The organism is Frankiales bacterium (genome assembly GCA_016125335.1).
Taxonomy (GTDB): Bacteria; Actinomycetota; Actinomycetes; order S36-B12; family CAIYMF01; genus Longivirga.
In genome coordinates this window covers 166,610-184,493 of sequence record WGLY01000001.1, presented here as the reverse complement: position 1 = coordinate 184,493, position 17,884 = coordinate 166,610, and the positions used below count along the sequence as shown (strand labels likewise).

The 17,884-nt window shown below is 69.0% G+C and carries 13 protein-coding genes; 6 read left to right on the top strand and 7 right to left on the bottom strand.

Translation table 11 applies throughout. From position 1 onward, the window contains the following. Positions 1-577 precede the first annotated feature (577 nt). On the bottom strand, positions 578-1,996 hold the full coding sequence (locus GC157_00850; GenBank protein MBI1376024.1) for a hypothetical protein: 1,419 nt from the start codon (positions 1,994-1,996) through the stop codon (positions 578-580). 1 nt (position 1,997) lies between these two features. Further along, positions 1,998-4,037 (bottom strand): DUF87 domain-containing protein, encoded by a 2,040-nt coding sequence (locus tag GC157_00845; GenBank protein ID MBI1376023.1) that lies wholly within the window; start codon positions 4,035-4,037, stop codon positions 1,998-2,000. Here GC157_00845 and GC157_00840 point away from each other — a divergent pair. After that, complete coding sequence (locus tag GC157_00840; GenBank protein ID MBI1376022.1) at positions 4,018-5,337, top strand: hypothetical protein; 1,320 nt, start codon at positions 4,018-4,020, stop codon at positions 5,335-5,337. The genes GC157_00845 and GC157_00840 overlap by 20 nt on opposite strands. A gap of 120 nt (positions 5,338-5,457) precedes the next feature. Here the strand turns inward: GC157_00840 and GC157_00835 are convergent, their stop codons facing one another. After that, positions 5,458-6,858 (bottom strand): hypothetical protein, encoded by a 1,401-nt coding sequence (locus GC157_00835; GenBank protein MBI1376021.1) that lies wholly within the window; start codon positions 6,856-6,858, stop codon positions 5,458-5,460. Then, entirely contained in the window at positions 6,855-7,286 is a 432-nt protein-coding gene (locus tag GC157_00830) for a hypothetical protein (GenBank protein ID MBI1376020.1), read from the bottom strand. The genes GC157_00835 and GC157_00830 overlap by 4 nt, the downstream gene beginning before the upstream one ends. Between GC157_00830 and GC157_00825 the strand changes: the two genes are divergently transcribed. The 5 genes from GC157_00825 to GC157_00805 all read left to right on the top strand — a co-directional run bounded on the left by GC157_00825 (position 7,285) and on the right by GC157_00805 (position 13,889). Further along, positions 7,285-11,193: a relaxase domain-containing protein gene (locus GC157_00825; protein ID MBI1376019.1), complete on the top strand. Its 3,909-nt coding sequence runs from the start codon at positions 7,285-7,287 to the stop codon at positions 11,191-11,193. The genes GC157_00830 and GC157_00825 overlap by 2 nt on opposite strands. After that, complete coding sequence (locus GC157_00820) at positions 11,190-11,675, top strand: hypothetical protein (protein MBI1376018.1); 486 nt, start codon at positions 11,190-11,192, stop codon at positions 11,673-11,675. Before GC157_00825 ends, GC157_00820 begins: the two co-directional genes overlap by 4 nt. 296 nt (positions 11,676-11,971) lie before the next feature. Beyond that, positions 11,972-12,601, top strand: coding sequence for a hypothetical protein (locus GC157_00815; protein ID MBI1376017.1), 630 nt, complete (start codon positions 11,972-11,974; stop codon positions 12,599-12,601). A gap of 3 nt (positions 12,602-12,604) precedes the next feature. Then, the gene (locus GC157_00810; GenBank protein ID MBI1376016.1) at positions 12,605-13,600 is read left to right on the top strand and encodes a hypothetical protein; all 996 of its coding nucleotides are present in this window, start codon (positions 12,605-12,607) and stop codon (positions 13,598-13,600) included. A 16-nt stretch (positions 13,601-13,616) separates the two neighbouring features. Further along, the gene (locus GC157_00805; GenBank protein ID MBI1376015.1) at positions 13,617-13,889 is read left to right on the top strand and encodes a hypothetical protein; all 273 of its coding nucleotides are present in this window, start codon (positions 13,617-13,619) and stop codon (positions 13,887-13,889) included. On the opposite strand, the gene GC157_00800 is transcribed toward GC157_00805, so the two are convergent. The 3 genes from GC157_00800 to GC157_00790 all read right to left on the bottom strand — a co-directional run bounded on the left by GC157_00800 (position 13,886) and on the right by GC157_00790 (position 17,869). Continuing rightward, positions 13,886-14,914: a hypothetical protein gene (locus GC157_00800; GenBank protein ID MBI1376014.1), complete on the bottom strand. Its 1,029-nt coding sequence runs from the start codon at positions 14,912-14,914 to the stop codon at positions 13,886-13,888. The two genes, GC157_00805 and GC157_00800, sit on opposite strands and share 4 nt — an antisense overlap. Beyond that, positions 14,877-15,350 (bottom strand): hypothetical protein, encoded by a 474-nt coding sequence (locus tag GC157_00795; protein ID MBI1376013.1) that lies wholly within the window; start codon positions 15,348-15,350, stop codon positions 14,877-14,879. The genes GC157_00800 and GC157_00795 overlap by 38 nt, the downstream gene beginning before the upstream one ends. Positions 15,351-16,075: 725 nt before the next feature. Then, positions 16,076-17,869, bottom strand: coding sequence for a TraM recognition domain-containing protein (locus GC157_00790; GenBank protein MBI1376012.1), 1,794 nt, complete (start codon positions 17,867-17,869; stop codon positions 16,076-16,078). Positions 17,870-17,884: the final 15 nt, after the last annotated feature.

Genomic DNA, 17,884 nt, shown 5'->3' with positions numbered 1-17,884 from the left:
CATGAGAAAGCGGGTCTCCTTCGAAGAGCTGGTCGGTGGTCAGAGACCACCAGCCTCGAAGGAGACCCGCCCTCATCGGCGGAGCCACACAGGTGGGGAAATTCGATGAGCGTCAGTGGGGAGTTTCAACGAGCGCCGTCATCGTCGGTCGCGGTCGCGACGAACTGGGCCAGGAGCGCCTCGAGCGACGTCACAACGACACCCTCTGGGCTGTCGCGATGCTCAACCACAGTCGAATCGACTGCTGAGCGCTGCATGACTTCACGTGACGCCCGACGCCTTCCATGACACAAATCCCTCGTCTCCCTGCTGACGGCACGTTACCCGGAGGCGGACACCACGCCGCGGTACACCCAAGTCAACGCGCCGAGAGGGCTCCGGTGGCGGCAGCCAGGACCCCATGGCGGCTCTCTTCAGTTCTCAGGCTGCGCGTGTGGAAGCCCTTGTTCGGCTCGGAGCGACCACGCATCCGCCGCCACCAACTGCCGCACTACCGCGGGCCGGCCGGCCGGCCGCCCAGGGAACGTGAAGCCCCGACCTCCCGTGTCCTTCGGGTGACAACCAGCCACGCGAAGGACTAGCTAAACGTGGTAGGTCGAGCCGGAGTCCTGGCGGTCCCTAGAGCATCTTGAGCCAGGTACGTAAGCACTTGGGAGCCCGTACCCAAGGGAAGACTTGCAAAGTTGTGCGCGAGCGCCACTGGGATGACCGCGTCCTTGTACAGAAGGGTTCCCACGCGGTCGAGAAGGCTGACAACGGTGCTGAGTTGCGGATACCTCTGAAGATCGATTCCGCCGGCGTCGTCCGTAGTCTCACCCAGGGGTAGGGGAGGTGTGCTGAAGACGATCATGCGCCCGTCGACGGTGTGATACATGAACCGGCGACCGTAGTCGGTGTCATACCCATACGCACGGTTCCCGCTGCGGTGTTGAACGTGAGTTCTGATGTAGGCGTCGGGAAGCGTCAGTAGGTAGCCCCTCGGCACGTAGTCACGGATCGCACGGGCGTGCTCGGCGAGCACTCCACCCTTCTCGATTCCAACCACCACCGGCAGGCCCGGGCCACCGTGCGCTAGAGACTCGGCGTGTATCTGCTGAAGGAACCTCAGTGCCGGCCGCTTGAGACCCGCAGGACGACCGAACATGGCCAAGGGGCCATCCATTAGGAAGGCACACTTCGGCAGCAAACGACCATGATCCGCATCTGCGAATATCCGGATCTGCCACAGGAAAGACAGAAGCTCAAGAACCGACATGAGCCTTCCCAAAGCCGTCTGGTTCGACCCGTCCTGAACGACTTCGTCGTGAGTGCTCGTCGCATCGGAGAAGTAGAGCGACGTGCCGCAGGCCTCGCAGCGCCCCCCGGCCACGGGGATCGTCAGATCTCTGGCATCGCAGTCTCGATCGTGTCGGCCAGGACACCGTTCAAGAGTCACCGCTTCGACGGCGGAGCCAGGTGCGCCCAGCAGCGCGGCGAGGATGTCCATCAGTGACGATGATTGGCGGCTCGGCCCTTCCAGGCGACTCTCCTCGAACATGAGCGACACGGCTTCCCGCCACGCCTCGTGCATCGTCTGTCCACGACGGATTGTCACGACGCTGGTTGGTACCACGCCCTTGACGATCGCCGCAGTGGTTGCCCGCGCTATTGCCACTGGGTCGACGAAACCCCCGGGCGCCGGCGGCCTCAAAGCATCCAACTGGCTGAAGACTCCAGCAACCTGCGTGAATCCGACTCGGGCCGAGGGGAAGTCGGGCCTGACTTCCACCTCCTGCACGGAGCCGTCCACGGAGATCGCGAAGGAGGGTGCCGGTAGGCCGCTAATGGGCAGGACGGCCGCCTCGACCAGCAAGTCGTCGATTGGCGGTGGACCAGAGGCAGCCGGCGGCAGGAAGTAGGACTCCAGGGCGTCACGAACGGAAGGATCCATCGCTGTGCGAACGTGCCCGAGTCGACTGGCTCGTTCCGGAGCACCCTGCGGCTTGATGTAGGGCACGCTAAATCCCGTTCGTCGCTGGCGGCAACGGATCCAGGCCGGCCTCGACGCGTGCCTCGTTGATCATCGATCGATCGAACTTCGCGACCTGGACTGGGACGATGTACTTGCCCGAGCGAGTCTTCATGCGGACGAAACCCCGGTCCTCGGCCGACAGGATGGCAGCTTCGAAGGATTTGAAGTCGTAGTACTTCGACAGCGTGCGGATCTCGTCCGTGTTGTTGAGATGCGCGACGATCCAATTGCTCGTGTTGGCCAGAACCGCCGGCGCTACTGCGGTGACCTCTTGCGTGGCGTAGATGAGCCCAATCTTCAGTTTCGCCGCTTCCTTTGCGAGCCGCACATATGGATTCGGACTATCAGAGTCATACGCCTTGCGGTCGAAGAGGCGGTGGGCTTCTTCGATGACGATCTGCATCCGGTGCGGCTCCTGGCCGGATGTAAAGCGTTCGGTTGCTTGAGCGAGGATGTGATTGATGATCCGCTCCGAGAGCAGCTGCAGGACCTGCTCAGTCCCGCGTGAAAGGTCGACGATGACGACGCGACCACCGATGAGATCCCGATAGATCCGGTCCGAGTAGTCCTCAGTCGCGAGTGGGCTATGGAACGGTGCCAAACGCCGCAGCCATCGCCAGCCGAGTCGGCTTCCCGTCGGGTTGTACAAGGCCAGGACGGCGTCGATTGAGGGGTCCTCCAGCCACCGCGAGGCGTCGCCGTTCCCACTCTCAGCTTCCGCCACCAGCCAGTCCACAACCGCCTGAGCGGCATCGACACCCCGCACAGTGACGCTTCCGCGACCACCAGACGTCATCGTGTACCCCGTGTCCGCACCGTTGAACGCCGTCACAAGTGGTGCGGTCATCACAGTCTGGAACACGGCATTCGTCGGAGTCGCGAATCCGGCCTTCCCCAACAAAGCGTAGAAGCACAATCGCGCCTTACGTGCGCGGTTCTGCCGCGAGTAATTGACCTGCCCGTCCGGGCCCGGCTGGGGATCGGACAGTTCCGCACCGATGAAGTTGTCGATGTAGGCACCCGAAGCTGAGCCGGCCAGCACACTGCCGATCAACTGCTGCGTTGCATCGATCTGCGCGGGGTCATAGAAGTTGATTTGCAGGGATCGAGCCCCATCACCGTCCCGCGCTGTCGCTCCGAATCGGTAAATCGCGACGTCTTCGCCCAGTTGGACGAGGGCGGTGTCGTCATCCTGTTCGTTGGGGTTCGCGTACTCGCCTTGAGGATCAAACAGCAGTTGCCCGATTGGCTGGCTGAGCAGTTTGCTGTGCCGGTAGGTCGCCACGGCGAGGGTCTTCATCGTGTTGGACTTGCCCATGCGAGTCATTCCGAACACGGCCGTCTTCATTTCGATGAAGTCAGCCACGCGAACGCTGACCGGTACCGCGTTCTCACCGTGATCGCGCGCCCGGCGCCGTGTGGAGGAGTATCGAACGCTCCCGATCTGCAGCAAGTGAGGGAGCGTCCCAGCGCGCACTTCGTCCTCGGTCAATTGTGGGTATGAAGCTAGGATCGACAACGCAGCTGGGGACGGTTTGTAGACGCGGTATCGGCTTGCCGCATAGATGTTGTCGATGTCCGCACCGAAGTCGAGCAAGGCACGACCACCGAGCGTGTCAGTCTGGTAGAAGGTGCCGAGGATCTTGCACTCAAGCCCTGACCGCTGCATCTCCTGCTGGGTGAGGGCGTCCACCGTCAACGAGCCGTCAGTCAGCATCTGCCGCATGGTGAACTCGCGCACTTCGATCAACTCAGTCTGCCGCGGCAGCACGCACGTGTCGTCGATGCGGAGGAGCATCACTTCTTCGTCTTCCGGATCACCTGGTCGATCCAGCGGCATCACCGTTGCGAGGAGGAAACTGTGCTGCGCGAGACCTCCCGCGTCGGCCTTCCACTTGTCGTCTGTGGAGACCAGCGCCGTGTGGTAGTCGAGGTGGTACACGCCACCGATCGGGCGAGCACCCGCCAGCAACAACTGGTGGAGCACCGACGACTCGAGCCGTGCCGTGTGCGTCAGGTCCGTCATGATTCCCCTTTTGTGGCTCTGCACCGATCTCCTGCGTGATGCTAGCCACGCGGACCGACAGCGCCCGGTTCATGGGCTCCACGATCTGCTGGCGCCCCCACCGTCAGTGGTCAGCGCTAGGCTGGGCGCTCGATCGGCGGCGGAGGGGTCCGGGCAAATGGTTCGCGTGGCACGCGCCGAACAGGCTGTCGGTACCGGCGGCCAACACGGCCTCGTCGCCGCGATCGATGCCCGCCCCCGTCCGATCCAGTTCCAACTTGACGATCTCGATCATCCCGGAGCCAGCGCGCGCTACCTCAGCCCGCTGCGCTACCCAGGAGCCAAGGCAGGATTGAATCGGGTTCTCCAACAGCTGCTCGCCAACGCCGACGCCCTGCTCGCACGCGAAGTTGACCTCCTCGTCGAGCCATTCGCGGGCGGTGCGAGCGCCAGCCTCCACATGTTGGCGAATGGTGCCGTGAAGCGTGCGCTGCTAGCAGACGCGGACCCCATGGTTTCGTCGTTCTGGCAGGTAGCCGCCGCACAGACAGAGCCACTTATCGCCCGGATGATGGAGGAGCACCACGACTTCGTCGCGCCTGGCGGCGACACCGCTCTCGACCGATGGGACTACTGGAAGAGCTGGACGCCCCGCGCAGGCATGCGACGCGGGTCCGAGCGCTTCGAGCTGGCCGTGAAGTGCCTCTTTCTCAATCGCACCACTTTCTCGGGGATCCTCCACGGTCGGGCCGGCCCGCTCGGCGGGAGAAGTCAGGCCTCCGTGTACACCATCGGCTGCCGGTTCTCTCCCGATGCGTTGGCAGAGCGGCTACGCCTCGTCGGTCACCTGTACGACACAGGCAGGATCCTCGACGTTTGGTGCTCAGACTGGCGCGTGACGCTGGATGAGGTGGCGTCCCGCTACAAGACACTCTTGCCCGACAACGTCGTGGCCTACCTGGACCCGCCCTACTTTGAGAAGTCTGAGCGGCTTTACGCGCTGCCCGAAGCTTCCAAGGGCTTCGACCACATTCGACTCGCTGACTACCTTAGGGAGTCAGCCCGGTACCGCTGGATTCTGTCCTACGACCACCATCCTGAACTCCTGCAGGCCAGCCACTTTGGCTTCCATCGGATGCGTTCTAACCCGCTGTTTGGCGTTCACGGCTGGCCCGTCTCGAAGCGTCTCGTGACACTGAACTACACAGCTTCCTCGGGTCGCGGTCGCGGCCCCAAGCAGGAGTTGCTCCTCACGACTCTCCCACCGTCAGCCGTGCCTACGGACGGTCCGTTCCAGCCTCTGCCGGGCGAAGTGGAGTAGACCAGTTGCGAAACGACCCGGCGCGACGAGTCCTCGAAAGCCGTTTACATCGTTTTCGCTGTCCGGTATTGCCCTGGACGTCTGGTCCGTTCGGCGAGTTGAGAATGAATCCGATACCCGCTATCCCCTACCTGCAAGAGGCGTGCGCCGGGTAGCGAGCTGGCTCGGGTCGGCAGATGTGGCCAGGGGCCAGATCTCATCGTCCGGCACTGTGCGAGCGAGGCCGTAGGACCGCTCGAGCGATTGGAACTGTTCAAAGGGGACGGGCACGAGGCTGTCATCGAGCTTGGCCCGCACCAGGGCGGGGCTTTCGCTCACTTGCTCCCCCGTGAGCCTGTGCCCCGGGGCGTAGATCTGGTCTGTGGCGGCGAGGTCACGGAACACGGTGGCGTTCCAGCCAGCGATCTGGGTGAAGACGCGCACCGTGTCGTGGGCCAGAGCACGAACCTCGCGTGCCGGCCCGCTTGCGTGGACACCGGCCGCGTCGCGACGGAGGGGCATGACGGTTTGACACAGATCACGCACCGCCGCCACCTCGCGCCGGAGGGCGACCGATCCAGGTGTGGCGGTCCGCAGCTCGCGTAGTTCCAGGTGGATCTGCGCCCACACTGCGCGGGCGTCCCGAGCCCGACGGGCCATGGAATGGACTGGGGGTTCCTCGCCGGGCTCTGCGGCGTCCATGGCCAGGTGGGCGGCGATATGGGTATTGACGATCACCGCTGCGGCGGCGTACTCGGTCAGGCAGTCGACGCCAACGTGGGGTTGGTGGGTGAGTTGCCACGCGTTCTGGCGGAGTCGGTCGATGCGGTCGCCGAGCTCGAGGACCGGGTCGCCGGTGCGGATGCCCGGGCGAGCCGTGACCAGGTCGGCGTCACGGGTCCGTCCTCCGGTGGCCAGGGTCGATTCGCGGGCCAGGTCCCTGGCCGTGGACGCCATGTCCTCGAGGTCGGGAAGGCGCCGGGCGACCTCGCGCCAGGGGACGCCGGCCTGGCCAGAGCGCAGGGCCAGGTCCCGGTCGGCTGCGGCGACCGTGATGGCCAGGTCCGCCAGGGTCGCGTACCCGGCGGCGCGGAAGCGGGGATCCTCGAGCAGCACGCCGTCGGGTGAGCGCAGCTGCCCGTGCGGATCACGGTGGGTCGCGAGTAGGTCGTTCGCGGTCCCGAGCGCGCGGGCCGCGGACAGCCACGAAGCGCCGGCACAGTCTGTCGCTGCCGCTGGGTCCCAGTCCGGGGAGTGGCGTGCGGCCCGGGCGAGGGTGTCGATGAACCGGACCGCGGCCCGGTCGGCGGGCTCCGGGGTGGTCGACGCGGTGATCCCTTCGACTCGGCGGGTGCCGCCGGCCAGCTGCCAGGCGTGGCCGTGGATCGCGCCCAGCAGCCTCCAGTACGCCTCGAGGTTCGCCCTCGCGGACGCCGCGTCGGCGAACCACTCGCTGGTGAGGGCCGTCGAGGCGGTCGCGACCTGCCGGGCGGCCAGGCTGGTGAGCTGGCGGTAGGTGGTCCTTCCGGTGATCGCGGTCATGACGGGCGACCGGTGAGCCGACGGTGCGTGGCGGCGAGCTGGTGGGCGGTGCGGGCCAGGCAGAGCACGTCCGCGGTGTCCAACGCCTCGGGATGCTCGCGCAGCATCCGTACCGCGGCGTCCAGTCCCCCGGTCAGCAGCAGGCCCAGCGCGGTGCGGGCGTCCCCGACGTCGTCTCCGGGCAGTTCCCCGAGGTCGACCGTGACGGCATCCGCGGCCAGGTCGGGGTGGACCCACTCGAGGTCCTCGAGCGCCTCGCCGAGGTCCATCGCGGCGAACGTGAAGGCCAGGTCCCGATCCAGCTCCGCGTCGGTTGCGCAGCGCAGCACACCGCGTTGCGCGGTGCGGATCAGCGACCACAACCCCGCCATCCCCGGTTCGACCCGATCGACCAAGACCCCCGCCGTCGTCGTCCACGGCACCGTCATGACGAGCTCCTCTCCTGCGGGACAGACCCCGCCGGCCAGTCCTCGATGTCTCGAACGTGGACCCGTCACCCACCTCGCGCTCGACCGTGAGCACCCGCGGTGGGCAACTCGCCCCCTACTAGGAGGAGTGCAGAAGCACCCCCTCAAACCGGGGTGCCGATCAAGATCATTTGTTCGGACTCGTCTGGCTCCTGCGGAACTCGGTGGCGCGCGACCCCGGTTTGACCCCCCTGTCGTGCACTCCTCCAGATATGGGGACTACTTCCGCGAGCGACCTCGACGGCCGCTTCGCGCTCGTCATGCGAGGTGGTTCGTCGTGATGTCGCTGCACCGGCTCTCGGCCGGCGCGGGCTACCGGTACCTGCTGCGCCACACCGCGTGCGGCGACGTGGAGCGCGACCCGGCGACCCCGCTGACCGCGTACTACACCGACGCCGGCTACCCGCCAGGTCGCTGGCTCGGCACCGGCCTGGACGGCCTCGGCGATGGCACCGGGATCAGGCCCGGGACGGCGGTGACCGAAGACGCCATGAGCGCGGTCTTCGGGGCCGGTCGCGACCCGATCACCGGGGAGCCGTTGGGTCGCGGGTACCCGACGTTCCGGACCCTGGCCCAGCGGATCACCGACCGCTGCGCGGCCCTCCCCGACGGCATGGACGCCGAGGCGCGGGCGTCTGCGGTGGCCAAGGTCACCGAGATCGAGACGGCGCGCCGGACCCGGGTCGCGGTGGCCGGGTTCGACCTGACCTTCACCGCTCCCAAGTCCGCCAGCGTCCTGTGGGCGCTTGCCGACCCCAAGACCCAGGCCGCTGTCGTCGCCGCGCACCGGGCTGCGGTGGACGAGGCGTTGGTGTTGGTGGAGGACCGGGGCCTGTTCACCCGGGTCGGGCAACGCTCCTGCGCCCAGGTCCCAACCCGGGGCATGATCGCCGCCGCGTTCGACCACTGGGACACCCGCACCGGTGACCCGAACCTGCACACCCACGTCGTCATCGCGAATAAGGTCCAAGGCCCCGACGGCGGGTGGCGCTCGGTCGACTCCCGCGCCCTGCACCACGCGGTCGTCGCCGTCTCCGAGGTCTACGACAACCTCCTGGCCGACCACCTGGCCCGCGACCTGCCGGTGAGCTGGTCGTGGCGACCGCGCGGACCCCGGCGGACCCCGGCGTTCGAGGTCGACGGTGTCGGCGACGAGCTGCTGACGGAGTTCTCCACCCGCTCCGCTGGCATCGGTGCCGCACTACAGGACGCCGTCGTCGACTTCCACGCCACCCACGGGCGCGGACCCAGCCGGGTGGAGATCCTGCAGCTGCGTCAGCGCGCCACCCGCGCCACCCGCCCCGAGAAGACCGCGCACCCCCTCATCGAGCTGCTCCGGTCCTGGCGTGACCGGGCCGCCCGCCTGACCGGGCGCACCCCCGCCCAGCTCACCGACGCCGCGCTGGGTGGTTCACGGCGCGGACGTGCCGCACGTCGCGGTCTGCGCGCAGGCGACCTGTCCGAACCGGTGGTGGCCCGGCTAGCCGGTGAGACGTTGGACGCGGTGATGGCCAGACGGTCGACCTGGACCCGGTGGAACCTGCTCGCCGAGGCCGCCCGCACCACCCGCGGGCTGCGCCTGGCCACACCCGCGGAACGCCACGCCCTGCACGACCGGGTCATCGACGCCGCCCTGGCCACCTGCGTGGCATTGGATCCCGGTGAGGTGTTCACCGTCCCCGCCGGCTACCGCCGCCGCGACGGGACCAGCGTCTTCGCCCGCCCCGGTGAGGACGCCTTCACTCACCAGCGCATCCTCGACGCCGAACAACGCCTCCTGCACGCCACCACCGACCCCGGTGCCCCGACCGCGAGCGAGGCCACCGCACGCCGCATCGAGAGCAGCGCGCAGCCCGCCCGCGACCCCGGTGGTGCACCGGTGCGGCTCGCCGACGACCAGGTCGACGCGATCATCGCCATCGCGACCTCCGGGCGTCGACTCGAGGTCCTGGTCGGACCCGCCGGCACCGGGAAGACCACCACACTGCGCGCCCTGCGCTCCGCCTGGGAGACCACCTACGGCCACGGCTCCGTCATCGGACTGGCCCCCTCCGCCACCGCCGCGCACGAGCTCGCCGACGCCCTGCACATCGGCTGCGAGAACACCGCCAAGTGGCTCCACGAAACCGCCGGCCCCGGCGCCCTGACCCGCACCGCGATCCTCGACGGGCTCACCGCACGCCGCGAACGCGCCGTCGCCGCCGGCGACATGGCCGCGCTGCGCACCATGGGCGAGGCCACCCTCGCCCTGGAACGCGAGCAAGCCCTCTGGGCGCTGCGACCCGGGCAGCTCCTCATCGTCGACGAGGCCTCACTGGCCGGCACCTTCACCCTCGACACCCTCACCGCTCAAGCCACCGCCGCCGGCGCCAAGGTGCTCCTCGTCGGCGACCACCGCCAGCTCTCCGCCGTCGACGCCGGCGGTGCGTTCGGGCTCCTCGCCGAACACGGCACCGCCCGCGAGCTGAGGTCCCTGTGGCGGTTCCGGCACCGCTGGGAAGCCGGCGCATCCCGGCTCCTGCGCCACGGTCACCCCACCGTCGTAGACACCTACGCCACCCACGACCGAATCCACGCCGGCGAGGCCGACACCATGGTCGAAGCCGCCTACCAGGCCTGGCAGCGCCACACCCAGACCGGACAGTCCGCGGTCCTGCTCGCCACCGACGCCCACACCGTCGACGCCCTCAACGCCCGCGCGCACGACGACCTCGTCACCACCGGGCACGTCGCACGCGACGGCATCCCCGCAGGCGGCGGCGTCACCGTCGCAGTCGGGGACACCGTGCTCACCCGGCGCAACAACCGCCGCCTACACGTCCCCGGCGGCGGGCACGTCCGCAACGGAGCCCGCTGGACCATCACCGCCACCCACCCCGACGGAGCCCTCACCCTGACCCCCGCCGTGCCCGGCACGCATCACCCGAGGAGCGAGCAGCGAACTGTGATAACCGTGCCCGCCGACTACGCCGCAGAGCATGTCGAGCTCGGATACGCAACGACGATCCACCGCGCCCAAGGCGTCACCGTCGACCACGCCCACGTCCTGGCCACCCCCGGCATGACCCGCGAAGCCCTCTACGTCGCGATGACCCGCGGCCGGAACACCAACCACGCCTACGTCGCCACCGACGCCGTCGACCCCGACTGCGACCAGCTCCCCGACCCCGCCGGCGCACCAGGCCCGCGGGAGATCCTCTCCCGGATCCTCGCCACCACCGGCGGTGAGCTCTCCGCGACCCAGACCCTGGCGCAGCGCCACGCCGACGAGACCTCTCTTGCACGGCTTGCACCCATCCGAACCACCCTCATCGCCGACCAGCAAGCACGTGAGCAAGGCCAACACGCCTCCTTCGACCACGCCGACGGCCAGTCCACATCACCGGATGCGGAGACGGCGGGGCAACTCGTCACGGCGTCGACCACCGACGGGTCGCAGCGGCCCGCCCCAGAGCGCAGACTCGAGCGGGACATACTCGACTGGGCCGAAGATGGCCGGCCAGTTCAGGACGCGGCCGCGATCCGCCCGCAAGAGAGCACGGACTCCGTTGCCAACGCGATCCGCGAGATCGACGACCTCCTCGGTGACCGGCTCAGCTCCTCCGCGACAACCGACGTCGCATCCCGTCCCAGCTGGATGCCCCCATGGCAGGGACCACCCGCCAACCCGAGCGACCGTCAGAAGTGGGGCGCGGACCTCGCACTCCTCGACCGCTACCACGGCCTGACGCCGACCAGCACCGTCGAACCCGGTCAGGCCCGACCCGACCAACTCCACGCAACTGGGCGGATCCGAGGACCCGAGCCGTACGTAGCCGAGGCCTCCCCCGACTCCCCAACACACGACCCCTGGGTGGTGACGCGATGAAGAACGAAGCCGACGTCGAACGCGCGTTCCTCGGAATCCTGCACCCCACGGGCAGGCCCAAACCAGCCGATCCCCAGTGCTGGCCCAGCATGGAGGGAACCGAGCAGGACGCGCTGTTCGGTTGGCTGGAGGACTGGGTGAACTGGGCGGTCGACCGCTACGAACTCGACTACCGCACCATCCCGCCCTGCTGGGCCTGCCACGGCGCCCTGGTCGAGGAACTCTCCGCCCTGCACTCGGCCTGGATCACCGTCTTCCAACCCAGCAGCCGCGGTGACGCGCCCATGGCCTGGCACGACGGGTTCGCGAAGGCCCGCCTGCGACTCGCCGACTGGGTGGCACGCAGCGGATGCCGACCCGGCGAACACCGCGGCGCACTCGGCGACAAGGACGGCCGACCCGACGGCGACCCACCCGCCTACCGCACCGGCGCCGGCCTCCTCGAGCCGAAACCGACGCAGGATGCGGAGTCACAGGCGTAGCGTCACGCGAGCTGGCCCCGGTGTGCGTCTCCCCCGTCGTACACCGGGGCCGCACCATGTCCTGCGGCAGCGGTATGCCGAGCAAGCCCACCCCAGTTGCTCTGTACTCATGCAGGCCACGCGGACCTTGCTCTGCCGTCCCTGCCGTGGACGCTGGCGGACTCCCAGCTCTCCCCGGACGTAACGGCCATCGCGCTCCCCCCCCACGTGCCGGCTCCGGCCGAATCGTGGCCGTGTGCTCGAGCCTGAGCACACGGGGGGTTGCATCTGCGACTATTCCGTAACAGAATGGTCGCATGAGCATCCTTCTGGAGAGCCTCACGGAGTCCCCTGGCCGGTACCTGGAGAAGGTCCCGGTCGGTACCTACGTGCGCGTCTCCGAGCTCCCCGGCTCGACCAGTGCCGCGAAGTCGGCCGCATCGCGGGCCGCCGCTCGCGGCGAGCTCAGTCACGTCAGCAAGGGCCTCTACTACAAAGGTGCCAAGACCCGATATGGCTCACTCACCCCGCCGGTCGAGGACGTCGCCCGCGAAGTTCTGGGCTCTGCGGGGGTAGGCCCCGCCGGGGTGTCCGCCGCTCGTGCTTTGGGCTTAACCACCCAGATCCCCGCCGTTACCGAGCTCGTCACGATCGCCCGTGTCCCCGAAGGCCTGCGCCACGTGCGAGTCAGCACCCGCAGCAACGTCGCACGGCTCGATCTCACCTACACCGAGATTGCGGTGCTCGAAGTGCTGCGGACCTGGCGCACGACCGTCGACGGCGGCTGGAGCGCCACAGTCACCGCGATAGCCGCCCTGGTCGCCGACGGCACGGTCCGCCTAGATGCACTGCGCCGCGCGGCCGCACGCGAGCACCACCGGGAGCTCCGAGACCGGATGCGCGACCTGCTCGGCGAGCTGGCAGCGACCGAGCGTTCGGCCGCGTAGCCCGTGTCCACGCCACCCCGGCTGCGGGAGGATCTAGACGCACTGTCCGTCCTGGTACGGCGCGCAGCCGACCACCTGGGAATCCTGGACACGTTCGTGGAGAAGGACTTCTGGGTCACCGAACTCCTACGCGCGGTTGCACCCGGCTGGGACATCGACGGACAGCACGTCGGAGCCGTGTTCAAGGGCGGGACGAGCTTGTCTCGGGTGTACCGGCTCACCGAACGGTTCTCCGAGGACGTCGACATCCTCCTCGTCTACCCCGACAGCCTCAGCACGGGGCTGCGCGAGCAGGCGCTCAAGGGCATCGCCGAACGCGCGCGGACGCACCTCGGCCTCGACCTCGAACAGGCCGTGAGCAGCAGCCCCACGCGCGGGGTCAAGCGCAACGTGTCCTACTACTACCCGCGCCGCTTCACCAGCCCTGCCGCCCGGGAGCACCTGCTGCTGGAGATGGGCTCACGTGGTGGACCCGACCCGCACCTGCCGGGGACCGTCACCTCGATGGTCGCGGAGTACGCCCGCGACGTCCTTGGGGAGGCCGAGGACACCTGGCAGGAGTGGGAGCCTGTCCAGGTTGCGGTCCTCGGCGCCGAGCGGACACTGCTGGAGAAGTGCGCGCTGTTGCACGACCTCGCGGTCCGCATCAGCGAAGGCGACGCCGACGCGCTCAGCAAGATGCACACCGCCGGTCGTCACTACTACGACCTGCGATGCCTCATGAACTCCCCGCAGGTACTCGCTGACCTCGCCGCCATGGGAACTGCCGGCGTTATGGCTTTGACCGCCGACATCGACGAGCGCAGCAGCGGCGCTGGCTGGTCGTTCCGAGCGCGGCCGGCTGGCGGGTTCGCGACGAGTCCCGCGTTTGACCCGTCGGGCGCGTGCTACGAGGCAGCTGTCACGTCGTACGCGACCGCGATGGCCATGGTGCACGGCGACCGGCCATCACTCGACGACTGCTTGGCCGCCATTACTGCGCACCCCCACCTGCTGTAGCCGTAACTCCGGCCAGGTGGAGATCCCCCGCGCCGAGGGGATCCGCGAGCACTTCCTCATCCACGTCGTCTGCGACCACCTCGATGACTTCTCCATCGTCTTCATCGTCGTCATCATCGTGATCATCCTGCTTGTGTCCTTCGTCGTGTACTTCGACGCGACCTTCTCGTACCCCCTACGCGCCGCGGTCGATGTCGCCGTCACTGTCGCTGTCGAGGACGTCGACGTCGACGTCGTAGTTGCTGCCCTCGATACGACCGTCGCGCCAGAAGCGGGGGAACTCCCTTAGAGCTGCCAGACGTCGACCATCGGCGGTTCTTGCTCCCGTGGCGCAGGCTGCCACCGTGGTGTGTTCCAGGCGATCGTCCGCGTCGTCTCGGCGCGGAGTTTGGTGAGCTCGTCGTCGATCTCGGTGGCCGTGGCAAGGACGAACGTGGCGGTCGAACGCAGCAGCGCGGGGTCGCCGCCGGACCAGCCTGCGACGTAGGGGACGGAGTAGCCGCCGGCGTCGACGCCCGCGGTGGTGGTGATCAGGTAGGCGATGGATTCGGCCTCGATCTCGGCGATGCCGCGGCAGTCCACTGACCGGTGGTAGGCATCGGCGAAGCGTGTGTCGTGGCCGGCTCGGATGTGCCCGAGCTCATGGGCGAGGGTCTTGACTGCCTGCGCCGGGTCGACGTCGTCGCGGATCCGCACGGTGCGGTCGTCGAAGCGGGTGTAGCCGTTGGCGCCACGGCAGTCACCGCGTTCCACGGTGAACCCGTCGGCACGGACCAGGGTGCTCAGCTGTTCCCAGAGCCGGTCCGGGGCTGCACCGGTGAGGAGATCGGGCGCAACGTCGGGGAGCGGGTCCCCATCCGTCTGAGTGACGTCGAAGACGTGGACGATGCGAAACCCGCGCAGCACGCGCTGTTCCGCCTCGTGCTCGGGCGTGACCAGAGGCGTCGCAGGCTGTGTCGCAGGTGTGGTCCCGGCCTTCTGGTAGAGGCAGGGCGCGAGGATCGCGATGCCCTTCTCCCCCTTGCACACCGACCGGCCCAGGCTCTTCCAGGTCCGGAAGCCGGCGACCCGGGTCGCGTCGGGTCGTTGCACGGTGATGAGCAAGACGTTGGACGGGCTGTAGGTCGGGAGCCGCGCAGCGACCTGGAGCATGGCACGCCACGCGTCGCTGTTCGCGAGGTCCTCGACCGCGGTCGTCAGTTGGGCGTGGAGTGCGACGAGCCGCTCGACGCGTTCGGCGCTGTGGGTGGGCACCATGGTTTCCTCCAGGCACCGGTCAGGTCCCGGCCGCGGTGGCGGCGGGCAGGTGGACACCCGCGCAGACGGGGTCGGACCAGCCGAGGTACCCGGCCCGGGAGACGAACCCGGACTCGATCTGGGCCAGCGTGACGAGGTAGACGCCGCCGTCGAATCCTGTGCGGTTGTTGAGGACGTCGTTGCTGACCAGCTTGATCCGTGACGGGTCGCAGCCCGGGTCGGTGGCGACCACGAGGGAGACGTGGCCGTCGGGTCCGTGGGTGGCCCAGAACACGAACGCGCCGACGGGTGGGCAGCGCTGGCCGGGGTGGGCGTGCCCGGTGGCGACCATGACCGCCCAGTGCGCGAAGGCCGAGTCGTAGCCGCTGTTGGCGAACCCGTAGGCCCGGCAGGCGAGCCGGTCGCACTTGTTGTTCCAGCCGGACCGTGTGCCGACGAGGTCGAGGGAGGTGCGGATTGCCGCGGCGACATCTGCCGGAGTGCCCGCTGGCACGACGACGCTGCCCACCGACCCCAAACTCGCGACGCAGGACGCGTCGACTGTGGACGGCGCTGTGGATGAGCCGGTGGACGGTGGCGTCACCGATGGGTTGGCAGCGACCGGGGCGGTCGTGGCCGACCAGGTGCGGGTGTCGGTGCGAACGACGCTGAGGTACTCCTGGGTCGAGGTCGGGAGCGCCGGGTAAGCCTCCAGCGCCGGTTGGCCAGCGTGGTGGAGGAGGGCAAGGTCCTCGAGGTCGGTCAGGTCTCGCGTCGAGGCCCAGTCCGGGTGCGCGGTGCGGAGTGCGTCGACCTGGTCGAGCAGGTTGCAGAGGTACTTGCCGGCGACGGCGGCGTGGATCTCAGGGTCGGCGACATCGGAGCTGCCGTTGTGGTTGAGGTCCGCTCCCCACGGCGCGCCGTAGGCCGAGGACCAGGTCGCGGCGTCGAGCGCGAACAGCCCCCGTCCGCCGTTCGTGCCGTGCGCGTCGGGGAGGAAGCCGGAGTCCTGGGCCATGACGGCGGCGATCCACGGCTCGGGCAGCAGCGTGCAGGTCGAGTGGGTCAGGGCGATCCACAGGCGTGCTGGCGGGGGCACCGGCGCGGTCGAGGACAGGGCGGTCGCGGGCAGCTGCGCGCAAGCGATCGCGTTGCTGCTCAGCCCGATCAGGGCGAGCAGCGCGAGGGCGGGTGCGGCGAGGAGTCCGGCGGCCGCGGTGCCGATCGCGAGGACTCTGCTCATGACGCCTCGACCAGGGTCGGCGCCTTCGAGCCTGCGGCGGTTGCCTTCTCGATCTTGGCCTGTCCCTCGCGCAGTGCGGCGGCGTCGGGCCGGTCGGGCCAGGGCGCCAGGTCGATCACGGCGGGTCGGGCCTGGCGCAGGAGCAGCACCCCGGTGCCGAACGGAAGTGTGCGCAGTACCGAGGGCGGCATCACCGGGACCTGCCGGAGGCTGGTCGAACTGGAGCGTTCCCCGGCACGTCCCTGCGACAGGGTCTGGGTGGGTTCGTCGATCTCGCCGAGGAGGCGGGAGACGTCCTCGAGGTCACGCAGCTTCGCCAACCCGCCCAAGACGAGCTTGACGGTCGCGGAGTCCCAGATCGCATCCGCGGCATGCTCACCCCACCGGTGGCGGGCCTGGGCCAGGGATTGCAGGACGGCCAGGGTCGTGATGCCCGACCCGCCACCCTCGGCCATCAACGACGGGAGCGAGGGCAGCGGGCTCAGGTTCGCGATCTCGTCAAGGGCGAGCAACAGCGGCGGGTCCAGCCGTGCACCCTTTGACCGGGCCGCCACGGTGCGCGCGGTCTCGGTGATGTCCTCGACGAACGCGGCCACCAACGGTGCGCACGTCCCCGAGGCCACCGCGGACGCGAGCAGGAACAGGGTCCCGGACTCGCTCAGGAACTTCGCCGGGTCGAACGCGTCCTTCGGGTCGGGGTCGACGGCGGCCAGCACAAGCGGGTCGGCCAGTGCGGCGAGGGACTGCCGGACGCCGAGCCACACGCTGTCGCGGGTGCGCGGGTCGCAGTGGATCGCCGCGTCCAGGGCGTCAGCCCAGCCGGAGGCGGCGTTCGGGTGGCGGGTCAGGATGCTGATCGCGTCCTCCGCGAGGACCGGGTTGAGTGACCACCGGTACAGGTCGAGGGCGCCGCGGCCGTCTAGGGCGGCGGCGTGGAGCAGGCAGCGCAGCGCGCTTTCGCACTGCCCGGCCCAGAATCCCGAGTCCGACACCGATCCGCCGAACCCGGCGCCGGACGCCATCCCGCGGGCCCGGACGAGTGCGACCCGGGGTTGCTCGCAGCCCCGCACCGGGGACCAGCGCAACCCGCCCTCGAGGCCGGCGAGGCGTTGCGGGTCGAAGATTGCCACCGGCCCCTTCGCTTGGCGGGCGTGGAAGGTGACGGCGAGGGTGTCCGGGCGGGTCGAGGTCGCCACCACCGGGCCCGGTGCGTCCAGGACCCACGGGATGACGACGTGCAGGCCCTTGCCCATCCGGGGTGGTCCGACCAGCAGTGCGGAGTCCTCGACCGAGCACCACAGCTCGCGACCCTGGACCCGCCCAAGTACGTAGCCGGCGTCGCGTGGTGTCAGATCCCGGTCGAGGGAGGGGCGGGCGTGCGCGGCGCGGGCCAGCACGGTCGCCGGCCCCGCGGCGGCCTGCGCCTCGCTCGACGTGGCAAGCCCCGGCAGTGACCGCACCCGGTCGGCGTCGGACCCCGTTCTCGCGGTGACGCGCCGCCACAGCACCGTCGCGAACCAGGAGACAGCGACGACGGTCGCGATGACGAACAGCGTCGCGGCCCAGTACACGACCGGGCCGGGGACACTCTTCGGGTCGGGCCACGCCCACCCGGGATCCCCGAGGTGCGCGAGTGCCTTCACCGCGGGGACGAGCTTCGTGGGCGGGAGCCCATGGCCGGTGAGGACGCTGGCCAGCGCGGCACCCAGCCACAGCACGACCGCAAACGCCAGGAAGACGACGAGCGCACCGAGGGCGAGGGACGTGTGGTCCCCGCCCTGTCCGAGCATGGCGCCGCGCGGGCG